This is a genomic window from Streptomyces sp. NPDC059828, from assembly GCF_042731955.1.
Taxonomy (GTDB): Bacteria; Actinomycetota; Actinomycetes; order Streptomycetales; family Streptomycetaceae; genus Streptomyces.
This window is the reverse complement of record NZ_JBHWIW010000027.1, coordinates 62365-87283: the sequence shown is the minus strand read 5'-3', so window position 1 is coordinate 87283 and position 24919 is coordinate 62365. Positions and strand designations below refer to the sequence as shown.

Annotated in this window: 22 protein-coding genes and 1 pseudogene; 4 read left to right on the top strand and 19 right to left on the bottom strand. The window is 71.9% G+C overall.

Annotation, left to right across the window (positions count from 1 at the left end):
- Positions 1 to 84 precede the first annotated feature (84 nt).
- Entirely contained in the window at positions 85 to 1269 is a 1185-nt protein-coding gene (locus ACFV6V_RS18210; RefSeq protein WP_385565842.1) for a cytochrome P450, read from the top strand.
- A 104-nt stretch (positions 1270 to 1373) separates the two neighbouring features.
- Here the strand turns inward: ACFV6V_RS18210 and ACFV6V_RS18205 are convergent, their stop codons facing one another.
- Genes ACFV6V_RS18205 through ACFV6V_RS18170 form a run of 8 tightly spaced genes read right to left on the bottom strand, consistent with a single transcriptional unit; the run spans position 1374 to position 9651 of the window.
- Entirely contained in the window at positions 1374 to 2693 is a 1320-nt protein-coding gene (locus tag ACFV6V_RS18205) for an NADase-type glycan-binding domain-containing protein (protein WP_385565840.1), read from the bottom strand.
- The gene (locus tag ACFV6V_RS18200; RefSeq protein WP_385565838.1) at positions 2690 to 3253 is read right to left on the bottom strand and encodes a phage tail protein; all 564 of its coding nucleotides are present in this window, start codon (positions 3251 to 3253) and stop codon (positions 2690 to 2692) included. The genes ACFV6V_RS18205 and ACFV6V_RS18200 overlap by 4 nt, the downstream gene beginning before the upstream one ends.
- Positions 3250 to 5208: a putative baseplate assembly protein gene (locus ACFV6V_RS18195; protein ID WP_385565835.1), complete on the bottom strand. Its 1959-nt coding sequence runs from the start codon at positions 5206 to 5208 to the stop codon at positions 3250 to 3252. Before ACFV6V_RS18195 ends, ACFV6V_RS18200 begins: the two co-directional genes overlap by 4 nt.
- The gene (locus tag ACFV6V_RS18190) at positions 5208 to 5648 is read right to left on the bottom strand and encodes a GPW/gp25 family protein (RefSeq protein WP_361290805.1); all 441 of its coding nucleotides are present in this window, start codon (positions 5646 to 5648) and stop codon (positions 5208 to 5210) included. The genes ACFV6V_RS18195 and ACFV6V_RS18190 overlap by 1 nt, the downstream gene beginning before the upstream one ends.
- On the bottom strand, positions 5648 to 7543 hold the full coding sequence (locus tag ACFV6V_RS18185; RefSeq protein WP_385565833.1) for a VgrG-related protein: 1896 nt from the start codon (positions 7541 to 7543) through the stop codon (positions 5648 to 5650). The genes ACFV6V_RS18190 and ACFV6V_RS18185 overlap by 1 nt, the downstream gene beginning before the upstream one ends.
- Positions 7543 to 8274 (bottom strand): LysM peptidoglycan-binding domain-containing protein, encoded by a 732-nt coding sequence (locus ACFV6V_RS18180; protein ID WP_385565830.1) that lies wholly within the window; start codon positions 8272 to 8274, stop codon positions 7543 to 7545. The genes ACFV6V_RS18185 and ACFV6V_RS18180 overlap by 1 nt, the downstream gene beginning before the upstream one ends.
- Before the next feature lie 42 nt (positions 8275 to 8316).
- The gene (locus ACFV6V_RS18175; protein WP_385565828.1) at positions 8317 to 8742 is read right to left on the bottom strand and encodes a phage tail protein; all 426 of its coding nucleotides are present in this window, start codon (positions 8740 to 8742) and stop codon (positions 8317 to 8319) included.
- Between the two features lie 54 nt (positions 8743 to 8796).
- Positions 8797 to 9651 (bottom strand): extensin, encoded by an 855-nt coding sequence (locus ACFV6V_RS18170; protein ID WP_385565826.1) that lies wholly within the window; start codon positions 9649 to 9651, stop codon positions 8797 to 8799.
- 941 nt (positions 9652 to 10592) lie between these two features.
- On the opposite strand from ACFV6V_RS18170, the gene ACFV6V_RS18165 reads away from it, so the two are divergent.
- Entirely contained in the window at positions 10593 to 10736 is a 144-nt protein-coding gene (locus ACFV6V_RS18165; RefSeq protein WP_385565823.1) for a hypothetical protein, read from the top strand.
- Between the two features lie 1637 nt (positions 10737 to 12373).
- Here the strand turns inward: ACFV6V_RS18165 and ACFV6V_RS18160 are convergent.
- The 4 genes from ACFV6V_RS18160 to ACFV6V_RS18145 are packed head-to-tail and all read right to left on the bottom strand — an operon-like array spanning position 12374 to position 15128.
- Positions 12374 to 12532 carry a DUF6760 family protein gene (locus ACFV6V_RS18160; RefSeq protein ID WP_385565820.1) on the bottom strand — a complete coding sequence of 53 codons (159 nt, stop codon included), beginning with the start codon at positions 12530 to 12532 and terminating at the stop codon, positions 12374 to 12376.
- Positions 12529 to 13026 (bottom strand): hypothetical protein, encoded by a 498-nt coding sequence (locus ACFV6V_RS18155; protein WP_385565818.1) that lies wholly within the window; start codon positions 13024 to 13026, stop codon positions 12529 to 12531. Before ACFV6V_RS18155 ends, ACFV6V_RS18160 begins: the two co-directional genes overlap by 4 nt.
- Positions 13026 to 13469, bottom strand: coding sequence for a phage tail protein (locus ACFV6V_RS18150; protein ID WP_093764440.1), 444 nt, complete (start codon positions 13467 to 13469; stop codon positions 13026 to 13028). Before ACFV6V_RS18150 ends, ACFV6V_RS18155 begins: the two co-directional genes overlap by 1 nt.
- 60 nt (positions 13470 to 13529) lie before the next feature.
- Positions 13530 to 15128: a phage tail sheath subtilisin-like domain-containing protein gene (locus ACFV6V_RS18145; protein ID WP_385565815.1), complete on the bottom strand. Its 1599-nt coding sequence runs from the start codon at positions 15126 to 15128 to the stop codon at positions 13530 to 13532.
- A 231-nt stretch (positions 15129 to 15359) separates the two neighbouring features.
- Between ACFV6V_RS18145 and ACFV6V_RS18140 the strand changes: the two genes are divergently transcribed.
- A complete protein-coding gene (locus ACFV6V_RS18140) occupies positions 15360 to 17063 on the top strand; it encodes a DUF4157 domain-containing protein (RefSeq protein ID WP_385565814.1) in 1704 nt (567 codons plus the stop codon).
- 126 nt (positions 17064 to 17189) lie between these two features.
- Positions 17190 to 18512 (top strand): ricin-type beta-trefoil lectin domain protein, encoded by a 1323-nt coding sequence (locus ACFV6V_RS18135; RefSeq protein ID WP_385565811.1) that lies wholly within the window; start codon positions 17190 to 17192, stop codon positions 18510 to 18512.
- Positions 18513 to 18571: 59 nt separating this feature from the next.
- Here ACFV6V_RS18135 and ACFV6V_RS18130 read toward each other — a convergent pair whose 3' ends face one another.
- The 7 genes and pseudogenes from ACFV6V_RS18130 to ACFV6V_RS18100 form a co-directional block, all read right to left on the bottom strand.
- Positions 18572 to 20704, bottom strand: coding sequence for an ATP-binding protein (locus ACFV6V_RS18130; RefSeq protein WP_385565809.1), 2133 nt, complete (start codon positions 20702 to 20704; stop codon positions 18572 to 18574).
- Positions 20701 to 21408 (bottom strand): DUF4255 domain-containing protein, encoded by a 708-nt coding sequence (locus ACFV6V_RS18125; protein ID WP_385565807.1) that lies wholly within the window; start codon positions 21406 to 21408, stop codon positions 20701 to 20703. The genes ACFV6V_RS18130 and ACFV6V_RS18125 overlap by 4 nt, the downstream gene beginning before the upstream one ends.
- 154 nt (positions 21409 to 21562) lie before the next feature.
- Positions 21563 to 22288 carry a LuxR C-terminal-related transcriptional regulator gene (locus ACFV6V_RS18120; RefSeq protein ID WP_385565805.1) on the bottom strand — a complete coding sequence of 242 codons (726 nt, stop codon included), beginning with the start codon at positions 22286 to 22288 and terminating at the stop codon, positions 21563 to 21565.
- Between the two features lie 40 nt (positions 22289 to 22328).
- Entirely contained in the window at positions 22329 to 23000 is a 672-nt protein-coding gene (locus ACFV6V_RS18115; RefSeq protein WP_385565802.1) for a DUF4232 domain-containing protein, read from the bottom strand.
- A gap of 465 nt (positions 23001 to 23465) precedes the next feature.
- On the bottom strand, positions 23466 to 24041 hold the full coding sequence (locus tag ACFV6V_RS18110) for a hypothetical protein (RefSeq protein ID WP_385565801.1): 576 nt from the start codon (positions 24039 to 24041) through the stop codon (positions 23466 to 23468).
- A 158-nt stretch (positions 24042 to 24199) separates the two neighbouring features.
- Entirely contained in the window at positions 24200 to 24715 is a 516-nt protein-coding gene (locus ACFV6V_RS18105; RefSeq protein ID WP_385565798.1) for a hypothetical protein, read from the bottom strand.
- A gap of 3 nt (positions 24716 to 24718) precedes the next feature.
- A pseudogene (locus tag ACFV6V_RS18100) lies at positions 24719 to 24911 on the bottom strand (RNA polymerase sigma factor); the annotation flags it as partial.
- Between the last annotated feature and the right edge of the window lie 8 nt (positions 24912 to 24919).

Genomic DNA, 24919 nt, shown 5'->3' with positions numbered 1-24919 from the left:
ATACACGCCATTGCATCAAAGGCGTCTCGCCGTGATCAACTGGTGCCGTGCGTCGCTCGTTTGTCCGTGTCTAGGCTGTCGATCATGGATACCGTCTCCCCTGATCTGCCCGCACTCGTCGCCGACCCCCACGCGGCGTACACCCGGCTCCGGGAAGCCGGTCCGGCACACCGGATCACCGGGCCCGACGGCTTGCCCATATGGGTCGTCAGCCGTTACGGGGACGTGCGGCGGTTGCTGGCCGACCCGCGGCTGTCCCTGGACAAGGCGCACCGGACTCCCGGCAACTACCGGGGCTTCTCCCTGCCTCCGGCCCTCGATGCCAACCTGCTGAACATGGACCCGCCGGACCACACCCGGATCAGGCGTCTGGTCAGCAAGGCCTTCACACCTGGTCGTGTGGAGGGAATGCGCCCGGGGATCGAGGCCCTGGCCGACCAGCTCTGCGACGCCATGGCCGGCCGGATGCGCGCCGACCTCGTGTCGGAGTACGCCGCTCCGCTGCCCATCACCGTCATCTGTGACCTGCTGGGTGTGCCGCACGACTCCCGCCCGGACTTCCGGGCCTGGACCGACGCCCTGGTCGCCCCGGATCCGGAAGACCCCGGCGCGGCGAAGCGGGCCGTGGCCGCCATGATCGCGTACTTCCCCCGGCTGATCGCCGACAAGCGCCGCGATCCGGGTGACGACCTGCTGAGCGACCTGGTCGACGTGCGCGACGACGGGGACGCACTCACCGAGGACGAGCTGACCTCGCTCGCGTTCCTCATCCTCGTCGCGGGCTACGAGAACACGGTGCAGCTCGTCGGCACCGCCGTACTGGCGCTGCTGGACCACCCGGATCAGCTGGCGGCGCTACGGGATGATCCCTCAAGGATCGAGGACGCCGTGGAGGAGTTCGCCCGGTACGACGGACCGGCTGCCCTCGCCATCCGCCGCTTTCCCGTGCGGGACATCGAGCTCGACGGGGTGACGATCCCGGCCGGGGAGACGGTCATGCTGTCGCTGGCGTCAGCGAACCGCGACCCGGTGCGGTTCCCCGACCCCGGCAGCCTCGACCTGAACCGACGCGACCCCGGCCACCTCGCGCTCGGGCACGGCATCCACTACTGCGTGGGCGCCCCGCTGGCCCGGCTGGAGACGCAGATCGCCGTGAACACACTGCTTCACCGCTTCCCCGCACTGAAGTTGGACGTGCCTCGCGACGAGCTGCGCTGGCGTCCCTCGATCCGCGCCAGGGGACTGATCGCGCTGCCGGTGCGGCTCTGACCGCGGCGCGGCTCCGGGGGCTCGGAGCACAGAGCACGTGGGCCTCGGGGCAGTCGGTGCCTCGCCGACTTTTCCGGGGCCCACGTGCCGGGGAGCGCAAGCGGTCAGCCGGTGCCCCTCCCGCTGTTCGACGCGCCGAAGAACTCGATCTCGGCGAGGGCGACCTGCTTGTTGGCCGAGGCACCGTAGGCCGAGCGCACGATGAACCGGACGGCGGTGACCTCACCGACCCTGAAGGGGATGCGCTGTGGTCCTGCGCCCTGGTCGAGGGTGAGCGAGCGCGTGACCTTCTTGCCCTTGGCATCGGTGATCACCGCGTCGAGGCGGTGGGGCAGCGCCGACTGCGAGAGCTGGTCCGGGCGTATGGAGACACCGGGTGTGATGACCAGGTCCAGTAGCCGGGTGGGCCTGTCGAAGCGGGCCTCGAACCATTCTCCTTCGCCGGAGCCGTTGATCCCCGGGCCCCACCACGTGTTGTTGAGCTTGTCGACGACGAGTTCCGGAGCCTGACCCGCGTACGACTTCGAGGCGGCGACGGTGTCCGGTGAGACCGGGGCGCGCTTGGCGAAGTGATCGCGGACCGCGTCGACGGCCTCACCGGTATGGAGGCCGGCGGCGACCAGTGCGGACAGCACCAGCAGGCCGACGACCACCTTCAGAACACGCTCGAAGCTCCTGCGCAGGCGTGGGCGGTCACCGGCCCACGGTGCCTCCCGGTTACGGAAGTCCAGCAGGCGTCGCCACCATGGGCGGCGCCGGGGGTCGGGAGCCCCGGCGGCTGCGGACGTCGGTGTGGCGCACCGGACACAGAAGTGGCGGTCCGGCCGGTTGGGGGTGGCACACACGGAGCAGGGCACACCGCCTTCGGCGACGGGCTGCTGACCCGGGGCGCGGACCTGCGGGCGGTCCGCGTCCGGGCGGCCGGGGAGCACGGGGGCCACGGACGGCCGTGCCGCCGCGCGGGGTTCGGGATCCCCGACGGGCACGACCAGGGACCTGGCCCGCGCGACGGTGTCGTCGGGATCGGCTTCAGGGCCGGGAGCGCTGTCAGGGGCGGCGGGACCGGGGTCGGACGCGGGACTCGAGGCCGGGGCGGGGCCGGGCTCGGAAACCGGGGCGGGGCCGGGCTCGGAAGCCGCGGCCGGCCCCGGGGTGGTGGGGGTGCTGTCCTCTCCCGTGGCGGCGACGGACCGACCGGTGCCACCCGGACTCTCCGGGTCGCCCGGACCCGCTTCCGGCGCCGGTCCGGTAGCCGTACCGGGGCGTACGGAGCCGCTCCCTTCCTGCTCCCCGCTGTCCGCCCAGCGGAGCACCTCCCCGCACGAGTCGCAGAAGGACTGGCCTGGTTCCGCCCGGGTTCCGCACTCGGCGCAGTGGGTGGCGCCTGCACTCCCGGTAGCGGTGCCGGGGGTCTGACGGGTCATCTCTCGGAAGTCCTCTCGGAATCGGCGGCGGTCACCTGGACCGTGTAGGGCATGTGGGCGGGGCGGGCAGCCGCCACGAGGCTGTCGAGCCGGTGTGCGTCCGCCGGGGTCGGGTCGGGCAGCCGGAGCACGACATGCAGCCGGGGACGGCGTTCGCCGGGGACCGGGCCGAGGGGGCGGGCGTTCCATTCGGCGGCACCGCTCTCGCTGATCTCCGGTTCCACACCGAAGGCCAGGCGGACCGCTTCGGCCAGGCCGCGGCGGGTGCCCCGTACGCGGTGCAGGCGCGCGGCGGCGGCGACGGCGGTGCGCAGCCGGTCCTCCGGCTCGGTGCCGTCGGTCTCCGCGCCGACCCAGCCGCCGAGCCACTGGGTGAAGTCGGCCGGGGCGAGCGCCGGGGTGAAGTAGGTGTCCAGACAGTCCAGGACGTTGAGGATCGGCGCGATGACCTCGTCCAGGCCCGCGACGAAGCGCTGCGCCAGGTCGTCGTCGGCGAAGACGGCCGGGAGCGTCGCTCCGATCGGGGCTGATGACCCCAGTCCGTCGACGGATCCCCTCATGAGGCGTCGCCGATCACGCGGACCCGGTGGTCGAAGGAGAACACCAGGGACGGGGCCTCGAGGTCGATACGGTCCGTCGCGTCACCCCGCTTCCCGGTCAGCGGGTCGGCCGGGTGGAGCTGTACCTCGTCCACGAGTTCGACACCGGGCACTCGCTGGAGCACGGCGAAGACCTCACCGGACTGGACCGGACGTCCGAACGGCCAGCCCTTGCCGTCGGCACCACCGGTGAGCGGATCGATGTGCCGGTACAGCGCGTCATGGACCTCGCGGCGCACGCGGTCGGTGTCGACACCGCGGAAGGCGTGGACGGTGGCGACGACGGTGACGCCCTGGTAGAAGGGCGGTCCGACCGCCAACCGGGTCCCGATCAGCCGCCGTTCGTCCAGATGACGGGTGATCCGGTCCAGCAACGCCTTTCCGGGCACGAGTTGCTCGAACCGCAGTCGGCCACCCGGGTCCGGCACTGCCTGGGGCACGACCAGCACCCGGACGGCGTACGCCCCGTGCTCGCCCTCGTCGCCTTCGATGCAGGTGATCCGGGCCGTCTCGGGGGCGGCTCGGCGGGCCAGTTCCTCGTAGTCCCGCAAGGTGACGGCCCGCTCCTGGGCGCGGAGGGAGATGGGCGCGCGGACCTTGGCCTCCTCGACGGTCTCACCGTCGACCCCGCCACGGGCTGCCTCCCGGTTGACGACCTCCGCCACATACGGGATGGAGCTGCGCAGCACCCGGACGGCGCCGCGCGCCACGTTTCCTGCCCTGCCCCCGCCGGTGCGGTAGCGACGGGCCCGGATCACCGCACCCTTGGGCGGGGTGGCCCCGTACTGCCGCAGGGTGCCGTCGGATTCCCGTACGGCGGGGCCGAAGGCGATCTCGCCGGTCGCGGCGTCCAGGGTGATGTGCCGGTCCAGCGGTCCCGAGGCGGCGAAGTGCGGGACGACCGTCCAGTCGGTCCAGCCGTCGTGCCCGGCCGTCTGGAGGAGCAGCGGTGGATCGTCGCCGACCACGGGCGCGTTGGCCAGCCGCAGCCGCTGGCCCGGCAGCCCGGTGGATTCGCCGAGGGCCTCGTCGTACACCGTGTCGGCGTGTACGGCGACCGTGGTGCCGCCGACGGTGAACGCCACGGCGGACCGGATGGTCGGGGAGAGACTGTAGAAGGGCTGGCCGGGCAGCGGTTCGGTGACCCGGCAGCGCAGCCAGCCGGCCTGGCGGCCGCCGGTGCGGGACACGGCGTGACCGCCGGGGATGTGCAGCACGATCTCGCCCGGCCGGTTGAGGCCGCCGGTGCCGTCCCGGTCCACCTCGCACTGCGCCCAGCCGTCCTCGGTCCACGCCTCCCACACCAGGGGCGGTTGACGCGGATCGACGCCCACGCCGTCGACCCGGCTGTCGAGTTCCAGTGCCACCGCGCAGTGCGGTACGGCGGCGCTCAGACCGAGCAGCATGCAGTCACCGGAGCGCGGGGCGTCGGCGAAGCAGGACACGTCCTTGCCCTCGGCGAGGTCGTCGGTGCGGTCGGTGACGGCGGCGCCGCTGTGCTGCACGACCACGTGCGTCAACTCGCAGGGCGGGACGGTGAGTCCGCGCTCGGTCGCGAAGACGACGGCGTCCTCGCTCTCGGTGCGGGGCGTGGCGACCTCGGTACCGGTCGGCAGGACGATGGGCTCCTCCTGCGGGGCGGAGAGCCAGAAGGTGACGCCGGTGCGGGCGGCCACGGGCGGGAACAGCGTGATCCCGACGAGGTCCAGGAAGGCCAGGTGGTTCTTCTCGGGCACGCGGTTGAGCCGGTACACGATCTGGTCGGCCATGTGGGCGACCGCTTCCACGAGCGTGACGCCGGGGTCCGACACGTTGTGGTCGGTCCACTCGGGGGCGCGCTGCTGGATGTAGCGCTTGGCGTCGTCGACGAACTGCTGGAAGCGACGGTCGTCGAGGTTCGGGGAGGGCAGGGCCATCAGCGGTCGCTTTCCTGGAGATCGCCAGAGTCGCCCGGTCCGGGCTCGTCGTGTTCGGGAATGACGTAGAAGGGGAAGACGAGGCTGCGCGGGTTGTTGGTGCCGCGGATCGAGTAGCGCACGTCGATGTACAGCACGCCCTGTTCGGCGCCCGCGGTCACCTCGACGTCGTTGACCTCGATCCGGGGTTCCCAGCGGTCGAGGCTCGCGTACACCTCGTGCTGGATACGTCCCGCAGTGGCCTCGTTGACCGGGGCGAACACCAAGTCGTGGATGGCGCAGCCGTATTCGGGGCGCATGGGCCGCTCCCCCGGCGCGGTGGCCAGCACGAGCCGGATCGCCTCCTCGATCTCCCGCTCCCCGCTGACCAGGGCGATGGCGCCGGTGGGTCCGATCCTCATCGGGAAGGCCCAGCCGGAGCCGACGAACTGCTCGGACATCAGATCACCGGCTTTCCGTTGGCGGTCACCAGGCCCATGAGCGGGATGCTGACAGCGCGGACGCCCGCGTTGGCGATGGCGTTGATCTGGACGCTCGCGGCGCCGATCGTCGCACTGCCCGTGGCCTTGAGGTCGATGGCGCCCAACGCGTTCAGATTGACCGCGCCGGTGAGCGACTTGAGGTTGACGAGGCCACGGCCCTCGATACGAAGGGGCCCGCCGCTCTTGATGGTCAGGGACCGGCGCGCGCTCAGGGTGAGGTCCGTACCGGCCTCCACCGAGACCTCACGGCCGCCCTTGATGGTGACGGAGCCCTTGCTGTCCACGGTGATCTCGGTCTTGGTGCGGTCGAGCCGGACGGTGAGCCGGTCGTCGCCGGTGGCGATCCGCACGCCCTGCCTGCGGGCGCCGGTCTGCTGGCTGAGCAGGTCCACCCGGTTGCCCTGCCGGTCGGACAGGGTGTGCCGGACCGCCTGCTTGCGCAGCCCGTCGTGCAGCGGCACGTCCTTGACGGCGGTCGGCGTGTCCCGGCCGTTGTAGAGGCCCCCGATGACGAACGGGTGGTCCAGCGCCCCCCGGTCGAAGGCCACCAGCACCTCGTCCCCGACATCCATCGGGAACACTCCCCCGCCGCCCTTGCCGCCGAGCTGGACGGTGCGGGTCCAGTCGCTGACGTACGCGTCGTCGAGCCAGGGGAACTGGAGCTTCACCCTGCCCTGCTTCAGCGGGTCCTGCACATCGGTGACCAGCGCGTTGGCCACGCTCGGCAGCCTCGGCGGGGCGGACCCGCCGCCACCGGAGGTGAGGCCGTACAGGGAGCGCCACTGGCGGCCGCTGACCGTCACCCAGGTGGTGTACTCGCCTCCGTTGCCGAAGACATGCCGCACGGAGGTGGCCGTGTACTTGCCCTCGAACGGGGCTCCCACGTCCCTGAGTGTCACCGGCACCCCTGGGCGCAGCCGGGGATTTCCGCGCACGGTGACCTCCAGCTCCGCGAAGGAGGAGGTGATGTCGTCGGCGAGGGAGCGGGCCGCGGAGCCCACCTCGGACTGGCGGTCGTAGGGGGTGTCGGTGCCGACCAGTTTGGCGGTCCCGAAACGGGCCCCGGCCTTTCCGGGCGACGTGCCGATGGAGATACCGGGGTTGGCAGCCCCGCGCGCCGTGGCCGTGAGCTTCTTCTTCGTGGTGACGTCCCAGCCCCTGGACTCGACCGTGCCGACCTGGTCGGCCGCGGTGACCGCGGCACGGCAGCGCAGCACGTCCTGACCGGCGTGCAGGACGAACGGGCTCTTCTCGCCTTCCAAGCTGGTCGGGGGCGCGCCGGAGGCGGGGTCCGGGGCGGCGAACTGGAACTTGCCCTTGCCGTCCAGGGACATCACCATCTCGTTCTCGTCGGCGAGCCTGGCGAGGAAGTCCCAGTCCGTGACGTTGGCCTGGCTGATGAACTCGTAGACCGTCTTCGTGGACTGGACCCTGCCGACCGGGATACCGCTCGTCCCCGCCAGCTTGCGGGCGATGTCGGCCGCGGTCTGGTTGCGGTACGCGGCGACCCTGCGCTGCCGCATCAGGCGGTGGCCCTGGTCGTAGCCGCGTACGACGGTGAACGTGCCGGTGCCGTCGTAGTCGGTCTCCATAGCGGTGACCTCGCCCGTCAGCAGCGGCGTCCCGGCGCCCTGGCCGGACGACACGGGGGCCAGGACCACCTTGCTGCCGAAGTCCACACCCAGCTTGCCGAGCAGCAGTCCGTGCGGGTCCCGGAAGGTGATCCGGAACGCCCCTGGCACGCCGGCGCCGAGGTCGACCCAGGCGCCGACGAGGGCGTTCGCGTACTCGTCGGGGAGTTTGGCGCCGTCGACGGTGACGTGGATGACGTTGGAGAAGGACGCCTGCACCATCAGACGGCCCCCACTTCTTCCGCCGCGGGAAGCACCAGTTCCACTCCGGTCCGCAGCCGCGAGGGGTCGTCGATGCCGTTGGCCTCGGCGATCGCCCGCCAGCCGGCCGCGTCGCCGTACTCCCGCCAGGCCAGCGACTCCAACGAGTCACCGGCGACGACCCGGTGGACGCGGCGTGCCGTGAGCGCGCCGGAGGTGGGGTTCTGTCCCTTGGTACGGCTGGGGATCTCGTGCAGATGCACCTGGCAGGTGGCCCGGATCGGCACACCGGTGGTGCCGAACAGGGTGTAGGTGGCGTCCACCGAGGACACGTACGCCGTGAAGCGGGCGGTGGAGAAGGCACCCCACTGGAACACCACCCACGGTGTGGACGGCTGCTTGGCGGCGATGCTCTTCGAGGTGACCTCGCAGCAGGAGAAGAGCGCCTCCACCTTCTTCAGCACGGAGTTGCCGCTCGGCTCGTCGGAGGAGTCGAGGAACACCTCCAGGGTCATCTCCCGGGGCTCGGGCCCCATGAACTCGGGCAGCGCGCCGGCGCGTACCGCCGCCGTGGGGGTGGTCTTCCACCGCGCGCGGCGGCTCAGCGCGAGCTGCGCCGGGTTGAAGTCGAAAGCGAAGTTCTTGATCAACCCGCCGGGTGTGGTGCTGTGCCCGATCGGCGGTTCATGGATGGCGAGCGTGGCGCGGACCAGACTCCGGCCCGCGCCGCCCTTGGCGCCCTTGCTTGGCATGTGTACTACCCGTTCCCCTCAGTCCGTCCCGTGCGCGTCGACTCAGTCCGTGAACCCGTGGTGGGCGATCTCCAGGACCTCCGTGGCCACTTGGGGGCTGGCCGGGTCGAGGGACGGGCCCTGCCAGCTGACCGGCAGCACGTCGATGAGGCCCCAGCGGGCCACCTCGGAGCCGTCGGCGCGCAGGGCGGCGATCTGGGCGGTGGGCCGGGTGACGCCCGTGGTCACGGAGGAGATCCACGCCGCGACCTTGGCGGTCTCCGAGGTCAGCGGCCGGGTCAGCCGGATGTTGGAGAAGGTCACCCGGGACGGGAGCTGCCATACGAACCCGTTGTTGCCGCCCTCCTGGTGCTGCTCGATCTCCACCGTCGAGGAGAGCCCCTCGCACCCGTTGAAGCGGCCGAGGCTCTCGCCGTCGATGGTCAGGGTGAAGAAGATGCTGGAGCCCGGGTCGCGTTCGCTGGGCATCGGGTGGGCCTTTCTGGGGTGGTGCCGGGTCGGTCGGAGTGTCGGTCTGCGGGGTCAGTGGCGCGGGTCGCGGAGCCTTCCGATCCGCTCGCGGTCGAGCCGGAGTTCGGTGCGCAGCAGGCGCGTCAACGGCCCGATGAGCCGGTGGGTCAGCTCGTCGATCTGGGCGCCGGTCAGCGCACGTGGGTCGAAGTCGGCGGGCTTGTGCGGAGGCGGGGCGCCGTCGTCCGCGCCGTTGGTGGGGCGCGGTGGTGTCCCGGCCGCACGGCGCTGCGCCGTGGCGGAGGCCGGAGGCGGCACGCGCGGTGCCGTCGCGGCCCGCTGCACCGCGGGCGGGGACGGCGGCGGCGTGTGCCGGCCGGGGTCCGGTGCTCGCTGTACGGGCGGGGTGACGGCGCGGCGCATCGTGAGCGGCGCGTCACCCGGGCCGGTGATGGCGGGACCCGCCGGGTGCGCAGCGGGGCCGTCCGGCGCGGAGGCCGGGGCCGGCAGCGGGAGGCGCTGGACGGCGGCGGGAGTGCCGCTCCCCGCCGCCGCGGGCGGCGGCATGAGTGCGCCGGCAGCGGGAGGTGGTGATGACGGCAGCGGGCCGGGGGCTTGGCCGTCGGCTGTCGGCGCACCCTCGGGGAGGGTCGATGGCACGGGGGCAGGCGCGACCGGGACCCGCGTGGCGACGGACCGCTGAACGTCCGGAGCACCGAGACCGCGCCGGGGCCCCGGCATGCTGCCGGGCCGTGGCACGTGGGCGCCAGGTGCGGACGGGAGCACGGAGTCGCCGCCGGGCGACGGGATGACCGGGCCGGTCGCCGGAGCGGCCGGGGCCGTAGTCGGGGTGACCGGGCCGGTCGCCGGGGCGGACAGGCGCTGCACGGGATGGCCCGGACTGAGCGGGGCCCGGCCGCTGTTCATCGCGTTACCGTCCGCCGCCAGGGCGCCGCCGAGGGGCACGCCCCCACCGGTCGCAGCCGCGCCGTGCGCGGATCCGCGGTCCGCGGAGCGCTGGACAGCGGGGGTCGCCGCGGCGGACGGGCCGCCCGCAGCCGAGGGTGTGGGCAGGGCCGTGGACCGGGCTGTCGGAGCCTGAAGTGTCCGCGCAGTTCCGGGCTTTGCATGGCGCTGTGCCACCGGCGCCGAGGGGTTCCCGCTCAAAGAGCCGTGGTGCGGAGCCGTTGTCCCGGCATTCCCCGGAAGCGCACCACCGCGTGGCCCGCCCAAGTGCCGGGGCTGCACCACGGGCACGGCGGCCACCCGGGACGGGACGGATACAGCCCCGGGACGCGCGGTCCGGGGCTGCGGCGCCTCGGGCGTCGTGCCACCCGGTGCCTCCGGCCGTCCTGCCGGAGGCCTGGGTGCCACGGCACGCTGCGCCGTCGGCGCAGGACCGGCACCGCCGCCCTCGCCCGCGTTGTCAGGGGCCGGTGAGGACGGGGTGCCCGGCCTTCGCTGCGCACGGCCGGACGACGCTGCCGGGTGCCGCTGCACGGACTGCGTGGAGGGCAGCCGCCGCAGCGGTACGGCGGCGACCGGAGCCTCCGGGCGGTGTGCGGCAGTGGGCTCCGGCGGAAGGGTGAGTGCACGGGCAGGGGTCAGCGCCCGGCCGTGGCGCGGCGCTGGAGCCTGCTGCCGCGTGATCCCGGGCGCGGGTGCGGGTGCGGCACGGCGCTGCACGACGGGGGGCGTCGTACCCGGTCCGTTCGGGTCGCCGGTGTCGCGGACGCCCGCCGCCCTGGCGGAGGCCGGTGCGGTGTCGACGGACGGCGGCGTGGCCATGCGAGTCACGGGGATCGGGTCGGGCACCGACGGACCCGAGGCTGCCGGGTGGACGGCGGACGGAGGAGGCAACGGGTCGAATGAGCGCTGAACTGCCGCTGCGGGCGCTGCGGGAGCTGGTGTTCGCGGTGCGGCACCGCTCTTCGCGGCTCCCTGATCAGAGCCGGAGGCGGCCTGCCGCGACGCGGGCCGCCCGGCACTGCCCGGCACTGCCCGCCCGATGAGGGGCGTCGCATCGGAAGGCGCCGCGGACATCGGCGCACCCAGCAACGGCCTCCGCTGCACCGACCCACCCGACACCGCACCCGACACCGCCCCGGACGCACCCGCACCCGCACCCGCACCGGAAACCGACGGCCTCACCGGCGCGGTGGCCGACGCCCGCGGCAGCACACCACCCGGCACAGCCCCACCGTCACCGGCAGACGCGGTCCGCTGCACGGACGGCCGTCCCCCATCGGCCCCAGCAGGCCCGGACACGGACCTGCTTGACGCCGACCCGGCCGGAGCCGCACCGGAAACCGGTGCACCCGGCAGCGCGGAAGGCGCCCCTTCGCCGGCCCCGCCCGAACCGTCCGGCGCGCCCGCGACGGATCGCTGCACAGCCGCAGACACACCCGCGACAGCAACGCCGTCCGGCATCGGCACCGGACCGGCGGCGGCACCCGCAGGAGCCGGAACCTCCGTCCGGGCAGCTGGAAGCTCCCTCCGCTGAAGGGAGGGCTGTCCGTCGCCGGACACCGCAGGACCAGGCAGGGGCGTCGCCTCGGGGGGCCTCGTGGACACCGGCGCACCGAGCAACGGCCTCCGCTGAACCGACCCACCCGACACTGCGCTGGACGCACCCGCACCCGCACCAGAGGCCGCACCAGAGGACGACGGCCTCACCGGCGCGGTGGCCGACGTCAGCGGCAGCACACCATCCGGCACAGCCCCACCGTCACCGGCAGACGCGGTCCGCTGCACGGACGGCCGTCCGTCGCCGGGCACAGCAGGCCCAGGCGCGGGCGCGGCGTCGGAGGCTGCGGCGCCGGAAGGTTCCGCGGACACCGGCGCACCGGGCAACGGCCTCCGCTGAACCGACCCACCCGACACCGACCCGGACGCACCCGCACCCGCACCAGAGGCCGCACCGGAGACCGGTGCACCCGGCAGCGCGGAAGGCGCCCCTTCGCCGGCCCCGCCCGAACCGTCCGCCACCCCCTCAACAGACCGCTGCACAGCCGCAGACACACCCGCGACAGCACCGCCGTCAGGCACCGGCACCGGACCGGCGGCGGCACCCGCAGGAGCCGAAACCGCCGTCCGGACAGCCGGAAGCTCCCTCCGCTGCACGCTCCGCGCCCGGGTCAGCGCGGCGGGCCGCGAGGCGGGGGCCGGCACAGGGGTCACCGCGACACCCAGAGGTCGTACCGGCTCGGCCGTCGGCAGGACGGCACGCTGCACCGCCGGAGCGTCGATCGCGTTGCCCGCGCCCCCGTCAGGGGCGACAGGCAGCGCGAGCGCTGGCAGTTCAAGACCGGCGGTCGCGGGCGCCGACGCGGTCAGCACGCCGTGCACCAGCCCACTCGGCGCCTCGTCTAGGACCGCATGGGACAGCGGCGCGGCGAAGGCGGGGCTGCGCCATGTGGTCAGCCTGCTGCCGAAACCGCCGTCGCAGACCGGGGCCTTGACGCCGTCGGTCACCCGCTGGATCGGGGGCAGCCCGGACCACCCGGCCGACCGGGTCACACCAGGTGACGGTGCACCGAGAGGTGCGGAGGAGTCCACGGGCGCCACGGGCGAGTCCGTGCCGCCCGTCGGGCCCGTGTGGGTGTGCTGCGCCCGGTCCCTGCGGAACCGGCTGAGGAATCCCATGCCCTCACCCCCGCGCCGAGGCACGCGCGACGAGCCCCGCGATCTGCTCGGCGTAGCGGCGGCGGTCGTGGTGTTCGAGGTCCAGGATCTCCTCCAGGTTCCAGTGGAAGTGGTAGGCGACGTACGCGATCTCCTCGTGCAGTCGGTCGGTCGCGTACGTCACGATTCCCCCAGGCGGCTCCCGCCGAGTTCGACCTCGAACGGCTGCTCGCAGTGCGGGCAGGTGACCCCCGCCCGGGTGTGTCCCTCGGCGTTGATCTGCCGGTAGAAGTCCTGCAGGAACGCCAGGTCGGAGGCGAACATGTTCTCCACGACCCCGTCGTGCACCAGCGGCAGCGTGCCGAGCCGCGTGATCACCCGGCCGAGCAGCACCACCGACAGATACGCCGGGTTCTCCTGGACCCGCATGTCCCGCAGCGGCACCAGTTCGTCCCGGGCGGTCGCGAGCCGCATGACCCCGTCGCGGTGGACGGTGCCGGACTCGTCGACGTATCCGCGCGGCAGCTCGAACGCGAATTCCGTGCGCAGCTGTCGGGCCTGTGCGGCGGGGGCCGGGGCGGCAGCGGCGGGCGGCGGCTGCTCCGGTTCCGCACCGGCCCCCGGCTGGGGACTGTCCGTGAGCGCAGCCTTGCCGGCGCCGGGAGCCGTGCGCCGCATTATTCGATGACCAGTTCTTCGAAGGTGATGGTCACGGTCTCGGTGAGCGCGGACGCCTCGCCGGCCTTCACGGTGCTGGTGTCGATCTTGCTGCACCAGGCGTTGCGCATGTTGTACCGCTTGACCGGGTTGTTCTGGTAGTCCATCACCATGATGGTGGCGTTCTTCCGCGCCGTGGCCATCGCGCCGTTGACGGACTCGTTGATCCACTGGTTGAAGGCCGCGGACTGCGTCATACCGCGGACGACGGTGCAGGTGCCCGCCTTCTTCACACCGGGCATCTTCTTCGTCACCGGCTTGCCCTGCGCGGAGACCTGCTGGTACTCGATGACGTCCTGTTCGATGCTGAGGCCGCTGACCTCCGCGAGGTACTCGACCATCACACCGTCGATCTGGAGGCCGAAATTATGTGAGGTGAGGGCGTCACCCGGCTGGAGACTCATCTATCTCTGTCTTTCTGCGAATTCTGTCCGGACACGGGAGTGCGGGGCGGCGAGGGCGGTCTACTCCTCCAGCTCCCCGCCTCCGCTGGTGAACTGGGCCAGGCGGAACACCACGAACTCGGCCGGCTTGACCGGTGCGATGCCGATCTCGCAGATCACCCGGCCCAGGTCGACGGACTCCGGCGGGTTGGTCTCCTCGTCACACTTGACGTAGTAGGCCTCTTCGGGCCGGGCACCGAAGAGGGCGCCACTGCGCCACTCGTTGACCAGGAACGCCGAGATGTTGCGGCGGATCCGCGCCCAGAGCGCGTGGTCGTTCGGCTCGAACACCACCCACTGGGTGCCGATCAGGATCGACTCCTCCAGGTAGTTGAAGTACCGGCGCACGTTCAGGTAGCGCCAGGCCGGGTCGGAGGAGAGGGTGCGGGCGCCCCAGACGCGGATGCCGCGGCCGGGGAAGGCGCGGATGCAGTTGACGCCCACGGGGTTGAGGAGGTCCTGCTCACCGCGGGTGATCTGCATCTCCAGGTCCACGGCGCCGCGTACGACCTCGTTGGCGGGCGCCTTGTGCACTCCGCGCTCGGAGTCGTTGCGGGCCCAGACACCGGCGATGTGACCGCTCGGCGGAATCATGCGCGCCTGGCCGGTGGCCGGGTCGAAGGACTTGATCCAGGGGTAGTAGAGGGCCGCGTACTTGGAGTCGTAGCCCGCGGTCTCCTGGCGCCACACCTGGACCTGGCGGGCGTTGAGGCCGGGCGGGGGGTCGATGACGGCGACACGGTCGCCCATCAGCTCGCAATGTGCGATCAGACCGAGCTGGACGGCCTTGACGCCCTCCAGGTCGATCGCGCCGCGCTGATAGGCGGCCATCAGGTCGGGCACCGCGACCATCGAGATCTCGTCGACCGCCTCCAGGCCGCCGAAGCCGGTGCGGTCGGCGGAGTCGCCGAGGTAGTCGGCCGGGCCGGGGTGCGATGCCTGCGCCACCTCTGTCGAGGGTGCGCCGCCCGTCGAGGCCGGGGCCGGGGCGGGCAGTGCCACGGTCTGGTTCTCGGGCCGGGCGAGCTGGGCGGCGGAAGCCGCCTCCTCCACGGTGATGAGCTTGGAGCGCTCCTTGACCTGGGTGACGACGTAGTTGCGACCGCTCTTCTTGGCGGAGACGTTGAACGTCTCGGCGACCTCGTCACCGTTCTTGACGATCAGCCTGAACCGGTCCGCCGCGCCGTCGCCCTCCGGGTCGGCGACCTCGACGCTCAGCGAGCCGGGCGCCAGGGCGGTCACGGTGAAGGTACCGAGCTGACGCGGCTCTCCCGGGGGCAGCGCGGCCGGGGTGCCCGAACCGTTCACGGCCGAACCGCTCGCGGCGGACACGGAGGCCTCGGAGGCACCTCCGGACGCGCCGCCGACGCGGACGACATACGCGGCCGTTCCGCCGTTGTTGAAGAAGCCGTAGACGCTGTGCGCCAGGTAGTACCCGTCGGTGAAGTCACCGAAGGCTGCGACGTACTGGGTCCAGTTGGTCACCAGGGTCGGCTGGTTCAGCGGACCGTTGGGGGCCAGCCCCACGAAGGCCGCCACCGACGTCCCCACCCCCTCGATGGGGCGCGAGCCACTGGCCACCTCCTCGACGTATACGCCGGGCGACAGGTAGGACGGCATGCTCTTCTCCTCGGGTACGAGACACGACAGCCTTCACTGTCCGCAGTGAAAGGCCCTGTCCGGAACGGTCGTCCGTACCTGTTCGGGGGCACTGCCGTTGCCCCGATGGGCAGTTCGTCAAACCCGGCAGCACTTCGACTTCACGTGTCTGCCCCTGAGGTTGCCCTCAAAGCCCTGTCGGCAGCCGCAGCGAGCGGGTAACGCTGGGATGTCATCCAGCGAGGGAGCATCGTGCGCGGACAAGAGCAGAGGACCGGCAGCCAGGCCGGTGACCGGGACAAGGCCCGTGGGCGGGCGTCGTCGAGCACGTCCGCGCAGCGGCTCCTGGCCCTCCAGCGTGCGGCGGGCAATGCGGCCGTGTCCCGCGCGGTCGCCGCGGAGCGGCACCAGCACTCCGCCGGCTGCGGACACGATCAGCGGCAGCCCGCCGTCCAGCGGAGCTCTCTGGTGCACCAGGTACTGGGCTCGGCCGGCCGGCCCCTGGACTCGGCACTGGGCGGCGAGATGTCGGCGCGGTTCGGAGGCGTCGACTTCAGTTCGGTACGGGTGCACACGGATGCCGTGGCCCAGCGGTCGGCGGCCGAGATCGGCGCCAGCGCGTACACCTCCGGCAGCCATGTCGTGTGGAACGGCCGGGACAAGCACACCCTGGCGCACGAGCTCACCCATGTGATCCAGCAGAGCCAGGGCCCGGTCGCCGGCACCGACAACGGCGGCGGGCTCCGCGTCAGCGACCCGAGCGACAGCTACGAGCGCGCCGCCGAGGCCAACGCGACGCGGGTGATGACGGGTCCCGCTCCGGTGCAGCGTGCGGTCGGGCCGCAGGAGGGCGGGCACGAGCATGACTCCGCCGTCCAGGCGCACGGCGGCGACGACCACGCGGGGTTCGTGCAGCGAGCCGCGGTCGGCTTCGAGTTCCAGCAGTTGAACAGCGAAGTCGAGGTCGACGAGGACAACGAATACGAGGAGCCGTACCAAATCCCGACCCAGTACTACGGCCAGCACTGGTACGTCGTCCAGGATGGCGACGCCAATCTGGAGTTCGTCACACATCCGTTCACCGACATGCGGCTGCTCGACGCGGTCATGAGTGAGATCTCGCGGGTGGCGCAAGCGATATACCGCCAAACCAGGGCCGACCAGAGCCAGGATCCGGAAGCCACGCCCGAGTTCGAACTCGGAAATGAGGATGTCACCGTGATCGTGACGGAGGCCGACAACATGGGCCAGCCGCAGGTGAATCCGGATGTACCGCTGGATGCCCTGCCTGGCATGAATAGGCTGGCGCATTCCGACGATGAGCACTCCGAGAACTTCTACGGCGTCGACGGCGGGTACTGGCGATCCGAGGAGACCCAGGACGAGATGTCGGTCAACGCCGCGGTCGCCGCGAAGATCCTCAAGATCAAGGACAGCAGACTCATCAGGTACTTCAAGATGAGTGAGACAGCGACGGCCGAACAACTCGCCAGCGTGCGCGGCATGTTCCAAGCCATGGCCTCGGCCGCCGTCCACCTCTCGACGTTCCCGACGAGAGTGGAAAAGGACATGCCGCTCCTGCTCAAGACCGACATGGGCACGCTGTGGAACAGCCTTGTCGATGACGAGGTGATCGGCGACAGTGTGGACGGGAACAAACTCACCGCGCTGCTGAAGTCGCTGCACGACGAGCTGGCGGCCAGCAACCAGGTCTGCCGGGATGTCGTCCACGAGGTCATGTCAGGGCGAGACCCGGTGTGGCCCAGCGGAAAGCCGCCGGTCGACATCGGACGCCCGGTCGACGAGTGGAGCGGACCGACGGGTGACCGCAAGCAGGTCCTGGTGGAGCTGCGGCGCGTTCCGATCATCCCGGTGGAATCGTGGCCGATCTTCGCGGCTAATTCCTACGAGCACTTCATCAGCGACCCTGACAACCACTACCACAGGGCTCTGTGACGACGGATCCCGAGAGTCCCGAGGGCGCCGGCGGCGCGGTCGGACCGCCGGCCTCGCCTCTTCGGGCACGGCATCGTGCCCCGGGGCCTGCGGACACGACGCCGCCTTCCCGTTAGCGTCCGAAACGTGAGCCTTTGGACTTCTCTGGAACCCGCGTCGGCCACCGTGGATCCCGGTGGCACGACGACCGTTCGACTGCGTGTGCGCAATACCGGCGATGTCGTCGACGAGTACCGCTTCGAACCCGTCGGCGACATCGCCCCGTGGACGAGGGTGGAGCCGCAGACCCTGCGGCTCTATCCCGGCACCACGGGAACGGTGGAGCTGACCTTCACCCCGCCCCGTACCCCCGACGCCACCGCGGGCCCCAACCCGTACGCCGTACGGATCTCGCCGACGGAGCACCCCGAGGCCACCACCGTCCCCGAAGGCAACCTGACGATCACTCCGTTCACCGAGGTGCGGGCCGAGATCGTCCCGCCCACGGTGAAGGGCCGGTTCCGGGGACGGCCGAAGCTGGCGATCGACAACATCGGCAACACCAAACTGACCTGCTCGGTCGCCGGAAGTGACCACGGCGACGACCTCTCGTACGAGATCCACCCGTCCAGCGTCCAGATCGAACCGGGCCGCGCCGCCTTCCTGAACGTGCGGCTCAAGCCCCGGGAGATCATCTGGTTCGGCTCGAAGGAGCGGCGGCCCTACACACTGGCCGTGCAGCGCTCCGGGGTGGAGCCGCTGAACACCGAGGGCACATACGTCCAGCGCGGCTTCCTGCCCCGCTGGCTCGCCACGTTCCTCGGAATCCTCCTGGCGCTCGCCATCACGTTCCTGATGCTCTGGATCACCTACAAGCCCCAGGTCCGCAGCGCCGCCACGGAGAAGCCCGTGGAAACCGGGGTCGTACTGCCCGACCCGGCCGCGTCCCCGGAGGAGAAGCCGTCGGAGGAACCCGAGAAGCCGGCGGAGCCGTCCGAGGAGCCCGAGACCGATCCCGGGCCCGAGGAGGGCGGGGGCGGGGAGCCGGACACCGAACCGGCGCCCGAGGAACCGGTGGCCGGGTCCGTGATCATCGGGCAGGGCTCGGACCTCTGTATCGACGTCACCGACGCCCAGGAGGGCGGATACCCGGACGGTACCCAGCTCCAGATCTGGGGCTGTGCCGGATCGGCCAACCAGAAGTGGGAGTTCCTGGAGGACGGCACCGTGCGCTCGCTCGGACTGTGCATGGATGTCGCGAACGGCTCCCGGGACGACGGGGCCGCCATCCAGATGGCCCGGTGCAGCGGCAATCCCGCGCAGACATTCGTGCTGAGTGAGGCCGGCGACCTGGTGAACCCGCAGGCGGACAAGTGCGTGGACGCCTTCGACCAGGGCACCGAGAACGGGACGAAGCTCGTACTGTGGACGTGCAACGGGCAGTCGAACCAGAAGTGGCGCGTCGAGTAGCCGACGCGCTCGCAGTCTGCCGGGCGAGCGCGAGGCCGCGCTGGGAGTGGCGAGGGCCGCTACCAGCTGCCCTCGCCCGGCACCAGGCGTCCCGCCTTGCGGTATTCCCGGCGCGCGCCGTCCAGCAAGTCGGCCGTGGTCACCGGCTCGCCTCGTCCGGCGGCCGCGTAGGCGGCGGTGACGACGGCGCTGCGGATCGATCCCCCGGCGAGCTCGAAGTCCCGCGCGCATTGCCCCGGGTCGGTGCCGTCGGCACAGGGCACCCGGGCCAGGCTATGGCGCCAGAGGGCCAACCGCTGATCCGTGTCGGGGAACGGGAAGTCGATCACCAGGTCCAGGCGCCGGGTGAATGCCTCGTCCACGTTGGCCCGCAGATTGGTGGTCAGCAGTGCGATGCCGTCGAAGGATTCCAGGCGCTGGAGGAGATAGGCGCTCTCCATGTTGGCGTAGCGGTCGTGTGAGTCCTTCACCTCGGAACGTTTACCGAAGACGGAGTCGGCCTCGTCGAAGAGCAGTACGGCGTCGGTGCGGTCGGCCTCGGTGAAGATCCGTTCCAGGTTCTTCTCGGTCTCGCCCACGTACTTGTCGACGACGGACGACAACTGCACCACGTAGAGATCCAGGCCGAGTTCGGCTGCGACGACCTCGGCGGACATGGTCTTGCCCGTACCGGACTCCCCGGCGAACAGCCCGATCACCCCGCGCCCTCGGCCGCCGCCCGCGCTGAGCCGCCAGTCCCCGAGCACCCGGTCGCGATGCCGGGCTCGCAGGGCCAGTTCCCTGAGCTGGCCGAGTGGCCCGTCCGGGAGCACGAGGTCCTCCCAGCCGACATCGGGCCGGATCCGGCGTGCATGCCGCTCCAGACCGGACGCGGACTGGAGACGGGCGGCGAGCCGGAGATGGGCGGCGGTCAGCGGTGTGCCGTCGAACTCGGCGAGTTCCCGGGCGGTGCGTGCGGCCCGGGCCATGCGTTCGCCGCCGAGACGGTACGGGGCGACGGCGGTGACCAGGTCGGCCCCGGGATCCGTCTCGCCGCCCGACCCGGACGCGCGAGGTGCCACGCCGAGTGCGGAGGCCCAGGCGTCGGCGGAATCGGCGCGCAGTCTCGGCACATCGAGGACCAGGGGGTCTTCGTCGCACCACTGGGGGTCGTACGGGCGGGTGCCGGTGAACAGCACGGTCACATCGCTCGCGGTCAGCGCTCGTATCAGCGGACCGGGATCATCCGGGACCGGTGACACGACCAGCGCGCGGCCGCTGAGCCTGGCCTCGCGCAGGAGTGCGCCGAGCGGCCCGGGCCCGGTAGTGGTGCGGGTGCCGGTAGCGGTGCCGGTGTCGACCGGGGTGAAGTGCAGCGCATCGCGACCGGCCCTGCCCAGGGCCGCGGCGGCGCAGACCAGGCCGTCGCCCTCCCGCTGTTCCCTCAGGTAGGCGGTGAGCGGCGCGGCGGAGATCCGGTCGGTGAGCCTGCGGGTGAAGTCCTCGTCGTACGGCCCGGGGCAGGCCGCGAGCGGACGTACCCGGCCGGCGAGTGCGGCATCCGGGGTGTCGTCGCCGATGAGATGGGCGACGAGCCGGTCCGGGACGCGCAGCGAGCGGCTGAGGAAGGGGCGTTCGGACTCTTCGGTCCCGACCAGGCCGAGCGCGGCAAGCGGCGCCGACGCATGGAAACGGGCCCGCGCTTCGGGCGTGTGCGGGGGCAGCCCGCAGAGGTCCAGGGCGAGTCCCACGGTGGCCCGGCGCCTGCTGACGTCGTCGTTGAGATAGGCGTAGAGCGGCTCGAAGCCGCGGTCGATCTCGGGTGCGAGCGCGACCAGGAGCAGGCCCGTGTCCAGCTCGCCGAACCCGAGCCGGGCGGCGAGCCGGGCCAACCGGTCCGATTCGCCGGCCTGCGGCGGCGGGGCCCCCTCGCGCATGTCGACCGGCAGGGTGGGCGTCTCGGTCGTACCGAGCGCATGCCGGACCGCGTCGTCGGACAGGTAGAGGCCGCGCAACGGATCCCCGGCGGTGGGGTCGTCCGCGCTGCGGAGCTCGACCAGGAGGGCGACCCGCTCGCGCAGCCGGGCGAGTCGGGCAAGCAGCATGTCGGCCGGAGCCGGAGGGTGGCCGGAGTCGTCCGATGCGCGCCCGGCGCGGGTGGTTGCCGGTCCGTCCTGCTGCTGCTGCTGCTGCCCGGCGGCGTATGCGGTCATCGGGGCTGCGGCCCTTCGCTGCTCCGGAGGGAGGACTTGCCGCCGCTGCCGCTGCCCCCGGCAGCCCTGCTCGCCCGGACGGCGGGGCGCCGTGATCTGTGGCTCCGCTCCGGTGAGCCCTCCAGGGTGCCGTCGATTCCGCGGACCCGGACCGCAGCGCCTTCGGTGACCGGAGGCCCGGCGTCGTACTCGGGAGACGCCGGGAACGGCGCCGTCACCACCACGTCAAGAGACGGCTTGAGTTCGCCGCCGAGGGCGGACCAGATCTCGGCCAGCGACCGGGACTCGGTCTGGATCCCGGCGACCGTGAGGGGCACCGAAAGCCCCAGTGCCCCCAGCGAACCGGGCAGTTCGTCCGCGGCCAGGATCTCGCGCGGTATGAGGGTGCCCAGTACGGCTGCGAGCAGCCGGTGTTCGTCCTGGGGCTGCTTGGTCCAGGCCGTGACGAGGTAGGACAGCCGGAACCAGCGAGGCGGCTGACGGCGCTTCAGCACCGCTCCCCTGTCGTCCACGACCGGGGTCGTACCGCGCTGCCTGCGGGCCACGTCCTCACGGATGTCGTACAGGTAGGCGTTGATGGCGGGGGCGTTGCGCCTGGCCGCCCAGTCGCGGGTGGGAGCCTCCAGAGAGACGTCGACCCCGGAGCCGGTCAGCGCGCCACCCCCGATGATCCTTTTGAGGACCTCGTCCACCTCGTGGATCACCGTCGCGCTCCCGCCTTGCTGTGAGGTGTTGCCGTGCCAGTCCCGATTCTTTCCCGGCTGCGCCCGCGTGAGCAGGCACGCAGGGGACAGCGGCGGGGCGGCCCGGGGTGTCCGGAAGGCCGCCCCGCCGCTGCCCCTACGGGCACCCCTGCGGTCAGAGGTAGCCTTCGCGCAGCGCGTAGGCCACGGCATGGGCTCGGTTGCGCAGGTGCAGACGGGTGGTCAGCCCGTGCATCACGTTCTTGACCGTGCGTTCCGAGTACGAGAGCTTGCCCGCGATCTCGCTGGTGTCGAATCCGTCGGCGACCAGGCGCAGAACGTCCACCTCGCGCGCCGCCAGCCCCTGACCGGGAGCGCCGGCGTGGCCGGTGGCCGAGCGCTGGAGGCTGCCCACCTGGTTCATCAGGCGGCCCAGCAGATCGGCCGGGAGGTCGCCGTTACCACGGGATGCCGCGAGCACGGCCTGCGACAGCCGGTGCCCGGTGGCTTCGTGGCGCCAGACGACGGCCCCGACACCGGACTCGATGACGTCGAGGAGCTCGGACTCCCGTACCGCGCTCACCACCAGGACGGCGCGGACGCCTTCGCTGCGTACGAATCTGCGCAGCCGGGTGAGCATGGTCTCGTCCGGGGTCTCCCCGACCAGCACCGCCACGGTGCCGGGTCTGGACTCCGCCTCCTCGCAGAGGTCGATCACCGGGTGCTGCCGCAACTGGGTGAGCACGCCCGCGCGGGAGATCGGGTCGGCCGCGTGCACGACGACGGGAATGTGCTGCGCGGGGTCTGTTCTGCCGATGTCGGCCGGAGCGGGCGCCGCGGCCGAAGCCGGGGCCGTGGTGGCTGATGAGCCGGTTCGTATGGTGCGAAGTGAGCTGCGCAACCGTTTCTCTCCCCTTGGTCGGTGTGCCGTCGTCGTGTGCTCAGTACGTGAGCGCGTCCTGCGCGTCGCTCTGCCAGTAGGTGACGGCCGCGCTGTCGTCCTTGAAGACGTCCGGCGGGAGGTTGAGGTTGGTGGGGCTGCCGACCGATTCACTGCCGCTGCCGGAGGTGAGCTGCACGGCCAGCTTCCGTGCGGGACGCCCGTCTGTCTCGGCACCGGGCTCACCGGTCAGGTTGATCGAGGCGTAGGCGGCCACGCCGGGCTGGAGGCTGACCACGGCCTGCGGACGGCTGTCCTCGACGAGCTGGACGGCGGCCTGTTCGTCGTCGAAGCGGAGCACCGGTGCGCCGTAGGCGTCGCATGCGGTGGAGCCCGTGTTGGTGACCGCGAGCAGCAGATGGTTGAGCGGGCGGGACACCTTGCTGACGACGACCTTGATGTGGGCGCTGGTGCAGGCACCGGAGGCAGCTGCGTCGCCGCTGCCGCTCTGACCGCTGCGGGTCGCGGTGGGCATGGGCACCCCGGGGCTCATCCCGGAACCCACAGTTCCGGAGTCCGCTGTTCCGGAACCCGCCGTCGCGGAGGTTCCGTTGCTCGCCGTGCCGCCCGCTGGGGGAGTCGCCCCGGAAGAGGCGTCGTCGTGCTGGCAGGCGGTCAGGGACAGCCCCGCCGCGAGGGCGGCGATGGCGGTGCGGGACCGGATGGTGTTCATGGTGGATCGACTTTCCTTGTGGGGGATTCAGCCACTGGTGGCCAGTCCGATCAGCACTGCAACGCAGCAGATCAGGACAAGGACCGCGACGATGTCGCTCATGCTTACTCGGGTTCGCATGACTGCTCCCGGTGGGGGGTTGGTGCTGCACAGAGCTTTAGGGACGGGGGCCCGTGGGGCAATAGGACCAGACCAATCGGGGAAGCTGGAACGCTGGGACAGGTCTTGACCTGGCGAAACATCTGCACCCTGGAACGCGGAACTGGGACGTCGGAACCTCGGCCACGCGCCCGTTCGCTGCCGGGGCGATGCCCGGAAGGCCCCCCAGACGCTGCCCCTGGGATTGCCCAGCCGGGTCCGAAGGGCCGTCCACCGATGCCCGAACAGGCCACCGGGAGAGCCCCGGACAGGACCTGGGGACCGGACGGAGTCCGGGGCGAACGGGCCCGGCGAAGTCGCGAGCACCTACCGTCTCGGTCCCGCGACGGCGTAGGCCGTGGTGCCGGCGACCGTGACGGCGATCGCCGTCCAGGTACCCGCGTCCGTGCCGGGCGGCAGCAGCATCCACGTCGCCATCTGCGTCGGCACCCCGGCCGATGAGGGCGCGTGGATGGCGTACGAGAGCCAGATGAGCGGCAGCGACCACGCGTGCCGCGCGCCCCAGAACACCGCCCCGACGGCGACGAGACCCATCAGTCCCATGCTGTCGCGGATGACGAACGCGGTGGTGGCGAGGTCGTCGCCGGTGGCCTGCACCGCCAGCAGCGCCGCGCCGATGACCGCACCGCCGAGCAGCATGTGCGCCGCCCGGCGCGGGGCCCGGCGGATGGCCGCCGTCCGGTCCAGTGCGGGGTCCTGTCCGCCGAGCCCGACCGACACGGCCATCGCTCCGGCGGCGATCACGAGCGCGGGCAGTCTCGGGTCGGCATGCCCCGCACTGCCGTCACGGGTGAGCGCCCACACCACCAGCGCGGTGGCGAGTACCGCGGCGAGTGACGCGGGGACCTGCCGTGAGCGTGCGTACAGCGTCAGCCATCTCACGGGGTCTCACCGGACAGCACATAGAGCGGGTCGGCCGTGCAGAAGAGCGCGGCGGTGTGTGCGGCATGAATGCGTGTGCGCTGTTGGGCCGGCGGCAGGGCCTTGAGTCGCTTCCACACCGGTTCGGCCAGCGCCGTCAGATCGCTCGCGGAGTGAGTTCACCGGCGACCCAGCCCGCCGCGATGCTCTGCGCGGCGGTTTCGCTCGGCATTCCGCTGCTGCTGACCGTGGTGCGGGGGAAGCAGTGGGGCGCGAGTCCCTGGCCGAGCAGGGCTCTGGTCAGGTCCTTCCCCCTTCACGGTGGAGATGGCCCCGTCGTCGAAGTCGACGAGTACGGATGTGCGGGACCGCTCGACCTCGTCGTCCGTCGTCCGTGGCGTTGTGGCCTCCCGGATCGAAACCGGAGCCTGGCTGCCCAGCGTCTGCCGCAGCAGGCGCAGCGCCTCCTTCCCGGGAGCCGCGAGCTCGGCCAGGCGTGCCTGGTGCAGTCTCGTCACACATACCGGTCCCTCACACACCTGCGCGGCGGCGGCTTCGTCGACGACGTACGCCCGTCGCGGATCGGAGGGGAGGATGAGCAGCGCGACCGCGGCGCCGGCCAGAACGGGAGCCAGGGCCATGAACCGGGCACGCCGGGTCGCGGCGAGCAGCAGGGCGAAACCCGTGACCGCCACGCCGGTCAGCCGGATAGGTCTCCTGCATGACCTCGGCGACGATCTGCTCGTCCGCGCAGCGGCGGCGCAGCCGCACCGCCAGCCACGGCGACGTGCGCCGGTACAGCTCCTCGAACGCCGCGCGGTCCCCACCGGCCACGAGCCGGACGAGATGCTCCTCGTCGGACTCGCGCGGTGTCTTCCTGACTGTTCTCACACCCTCTA

Excerpts from the sequence above, each read along its gene's own strand:
- ACFV6V_RS18210 (WP_385565842.1), top strand. The coding sequence starts at position 85 with ATGGATACCGTCTCCCCTGATCTGCCCGCACTCGTCGCCGACCCCCAC.
- ACFV6V_RS18205 (WP_385565840.1), bottom strand. The coding sequence starts at position 2,693 with ATGACCCGTCAGACCCCCGGCACCGCTACCGGGAGTGCAGGCGCCACC.
- ACFV6V_RS18200 (WP_385565838.1), bottom strand. The coding sequence starts at position 3,253 with ATGAGGGGATCCGTCGACGGACTGGGGTCATCAGCCCCGATCGGAGCG.
- ACFV6V_RS18195 (WP_385565835.1), bottom strand. The coding sequence starts at position 5,208 with ATGGCCCTGCCCTCCCCGAACCTCGACGACCGTCGCTTCCAGCAGTTC.
- ACFV6V_RS18190 (WP_361290805.1), bottom strand. The coding sequence starts at position 5,648 with ATGTCCGAGCAGTTCGTCGGCTCCGGCTGGGCCTTCCCGATGAGGATC.
- ACFV6V_RS18185 (WP_385565833.1), bottom strand. The coding sequence starts at position 7,543 with ATGGTGCAGGCGTCCTTCTCCAACGTCATCCACGTCACCGTCGACGGC.
- ACFV6V_RS18180 (WP_385565830.1), bottom strand. The coding sequence starts at position 8,274 with ATGCCAAGCAAGGGCGCCAAGGGCGGCGCGGGCCGGAGTCTGGTCCGC.
- ACFV6V_RS18175 (WP_385565828.1), bottom strand. The coding sequence starts at position 8,742 with ATGCCCAGCGAACGCGACCCGGGCTCCAGCATCTTCTTCACCCTGACC.
- ACFV6V_RS18170 (WP_385565826.1), bottom strand. The coding sequence starts at position 9,651 with ATGAACAGCGGCCGGGCCCCGCTCAGTCCGGGCCATCCCGTGCAGCGC.
- ACFV6V_RS18165 (WP_385565823.1), top strand. The coding sequence starts at position 10,593 with ATGAGCGCTGAACTGCCGCTGCGGGCGCTGCGGGAGCTGGTGTTCGCG.
- ACFV6V_RS18155 (WP_385565818.1), bottom strand. The coding sequence starts at position 13,026 with ATGCGGCGCACGGCTCCCGGCGCCGGCAAGGCTGCGCTCACGGACAGT.
- ACFV6V_RS18150 (WP_093764440.1), bottom strand. The coding sequence starts at position 13,469 with ATGAGTCTCCAGCCGGGTGACGCCCTCACCTCACATAATTTCGGCCTC.
- ACFV6V_RS18145 (WP_385565815.1), bottom strand. The coding sequence starts at position 15,128 with ATGCCGTCCTACCTGTCGCCCGGCGTATACGTCGAGGAGGTGGCCAGT.
- ACFV6V_RS18130 (WP_385565809.1), bottom strand. The coding sequence starts at position 20,704 with ATGACCGCATACGCCGCCGGGCAGCAGCAGCAGCAGCAGGACGGACCG.
- ACFV6V_RS18115 (WP_385565802.1), bottom strand. The coding sequence starts at position 23,000 with ATGAACACCATCCGGTCCCGCACCGCCATCGCCGCCCTCGCGGCGGGG.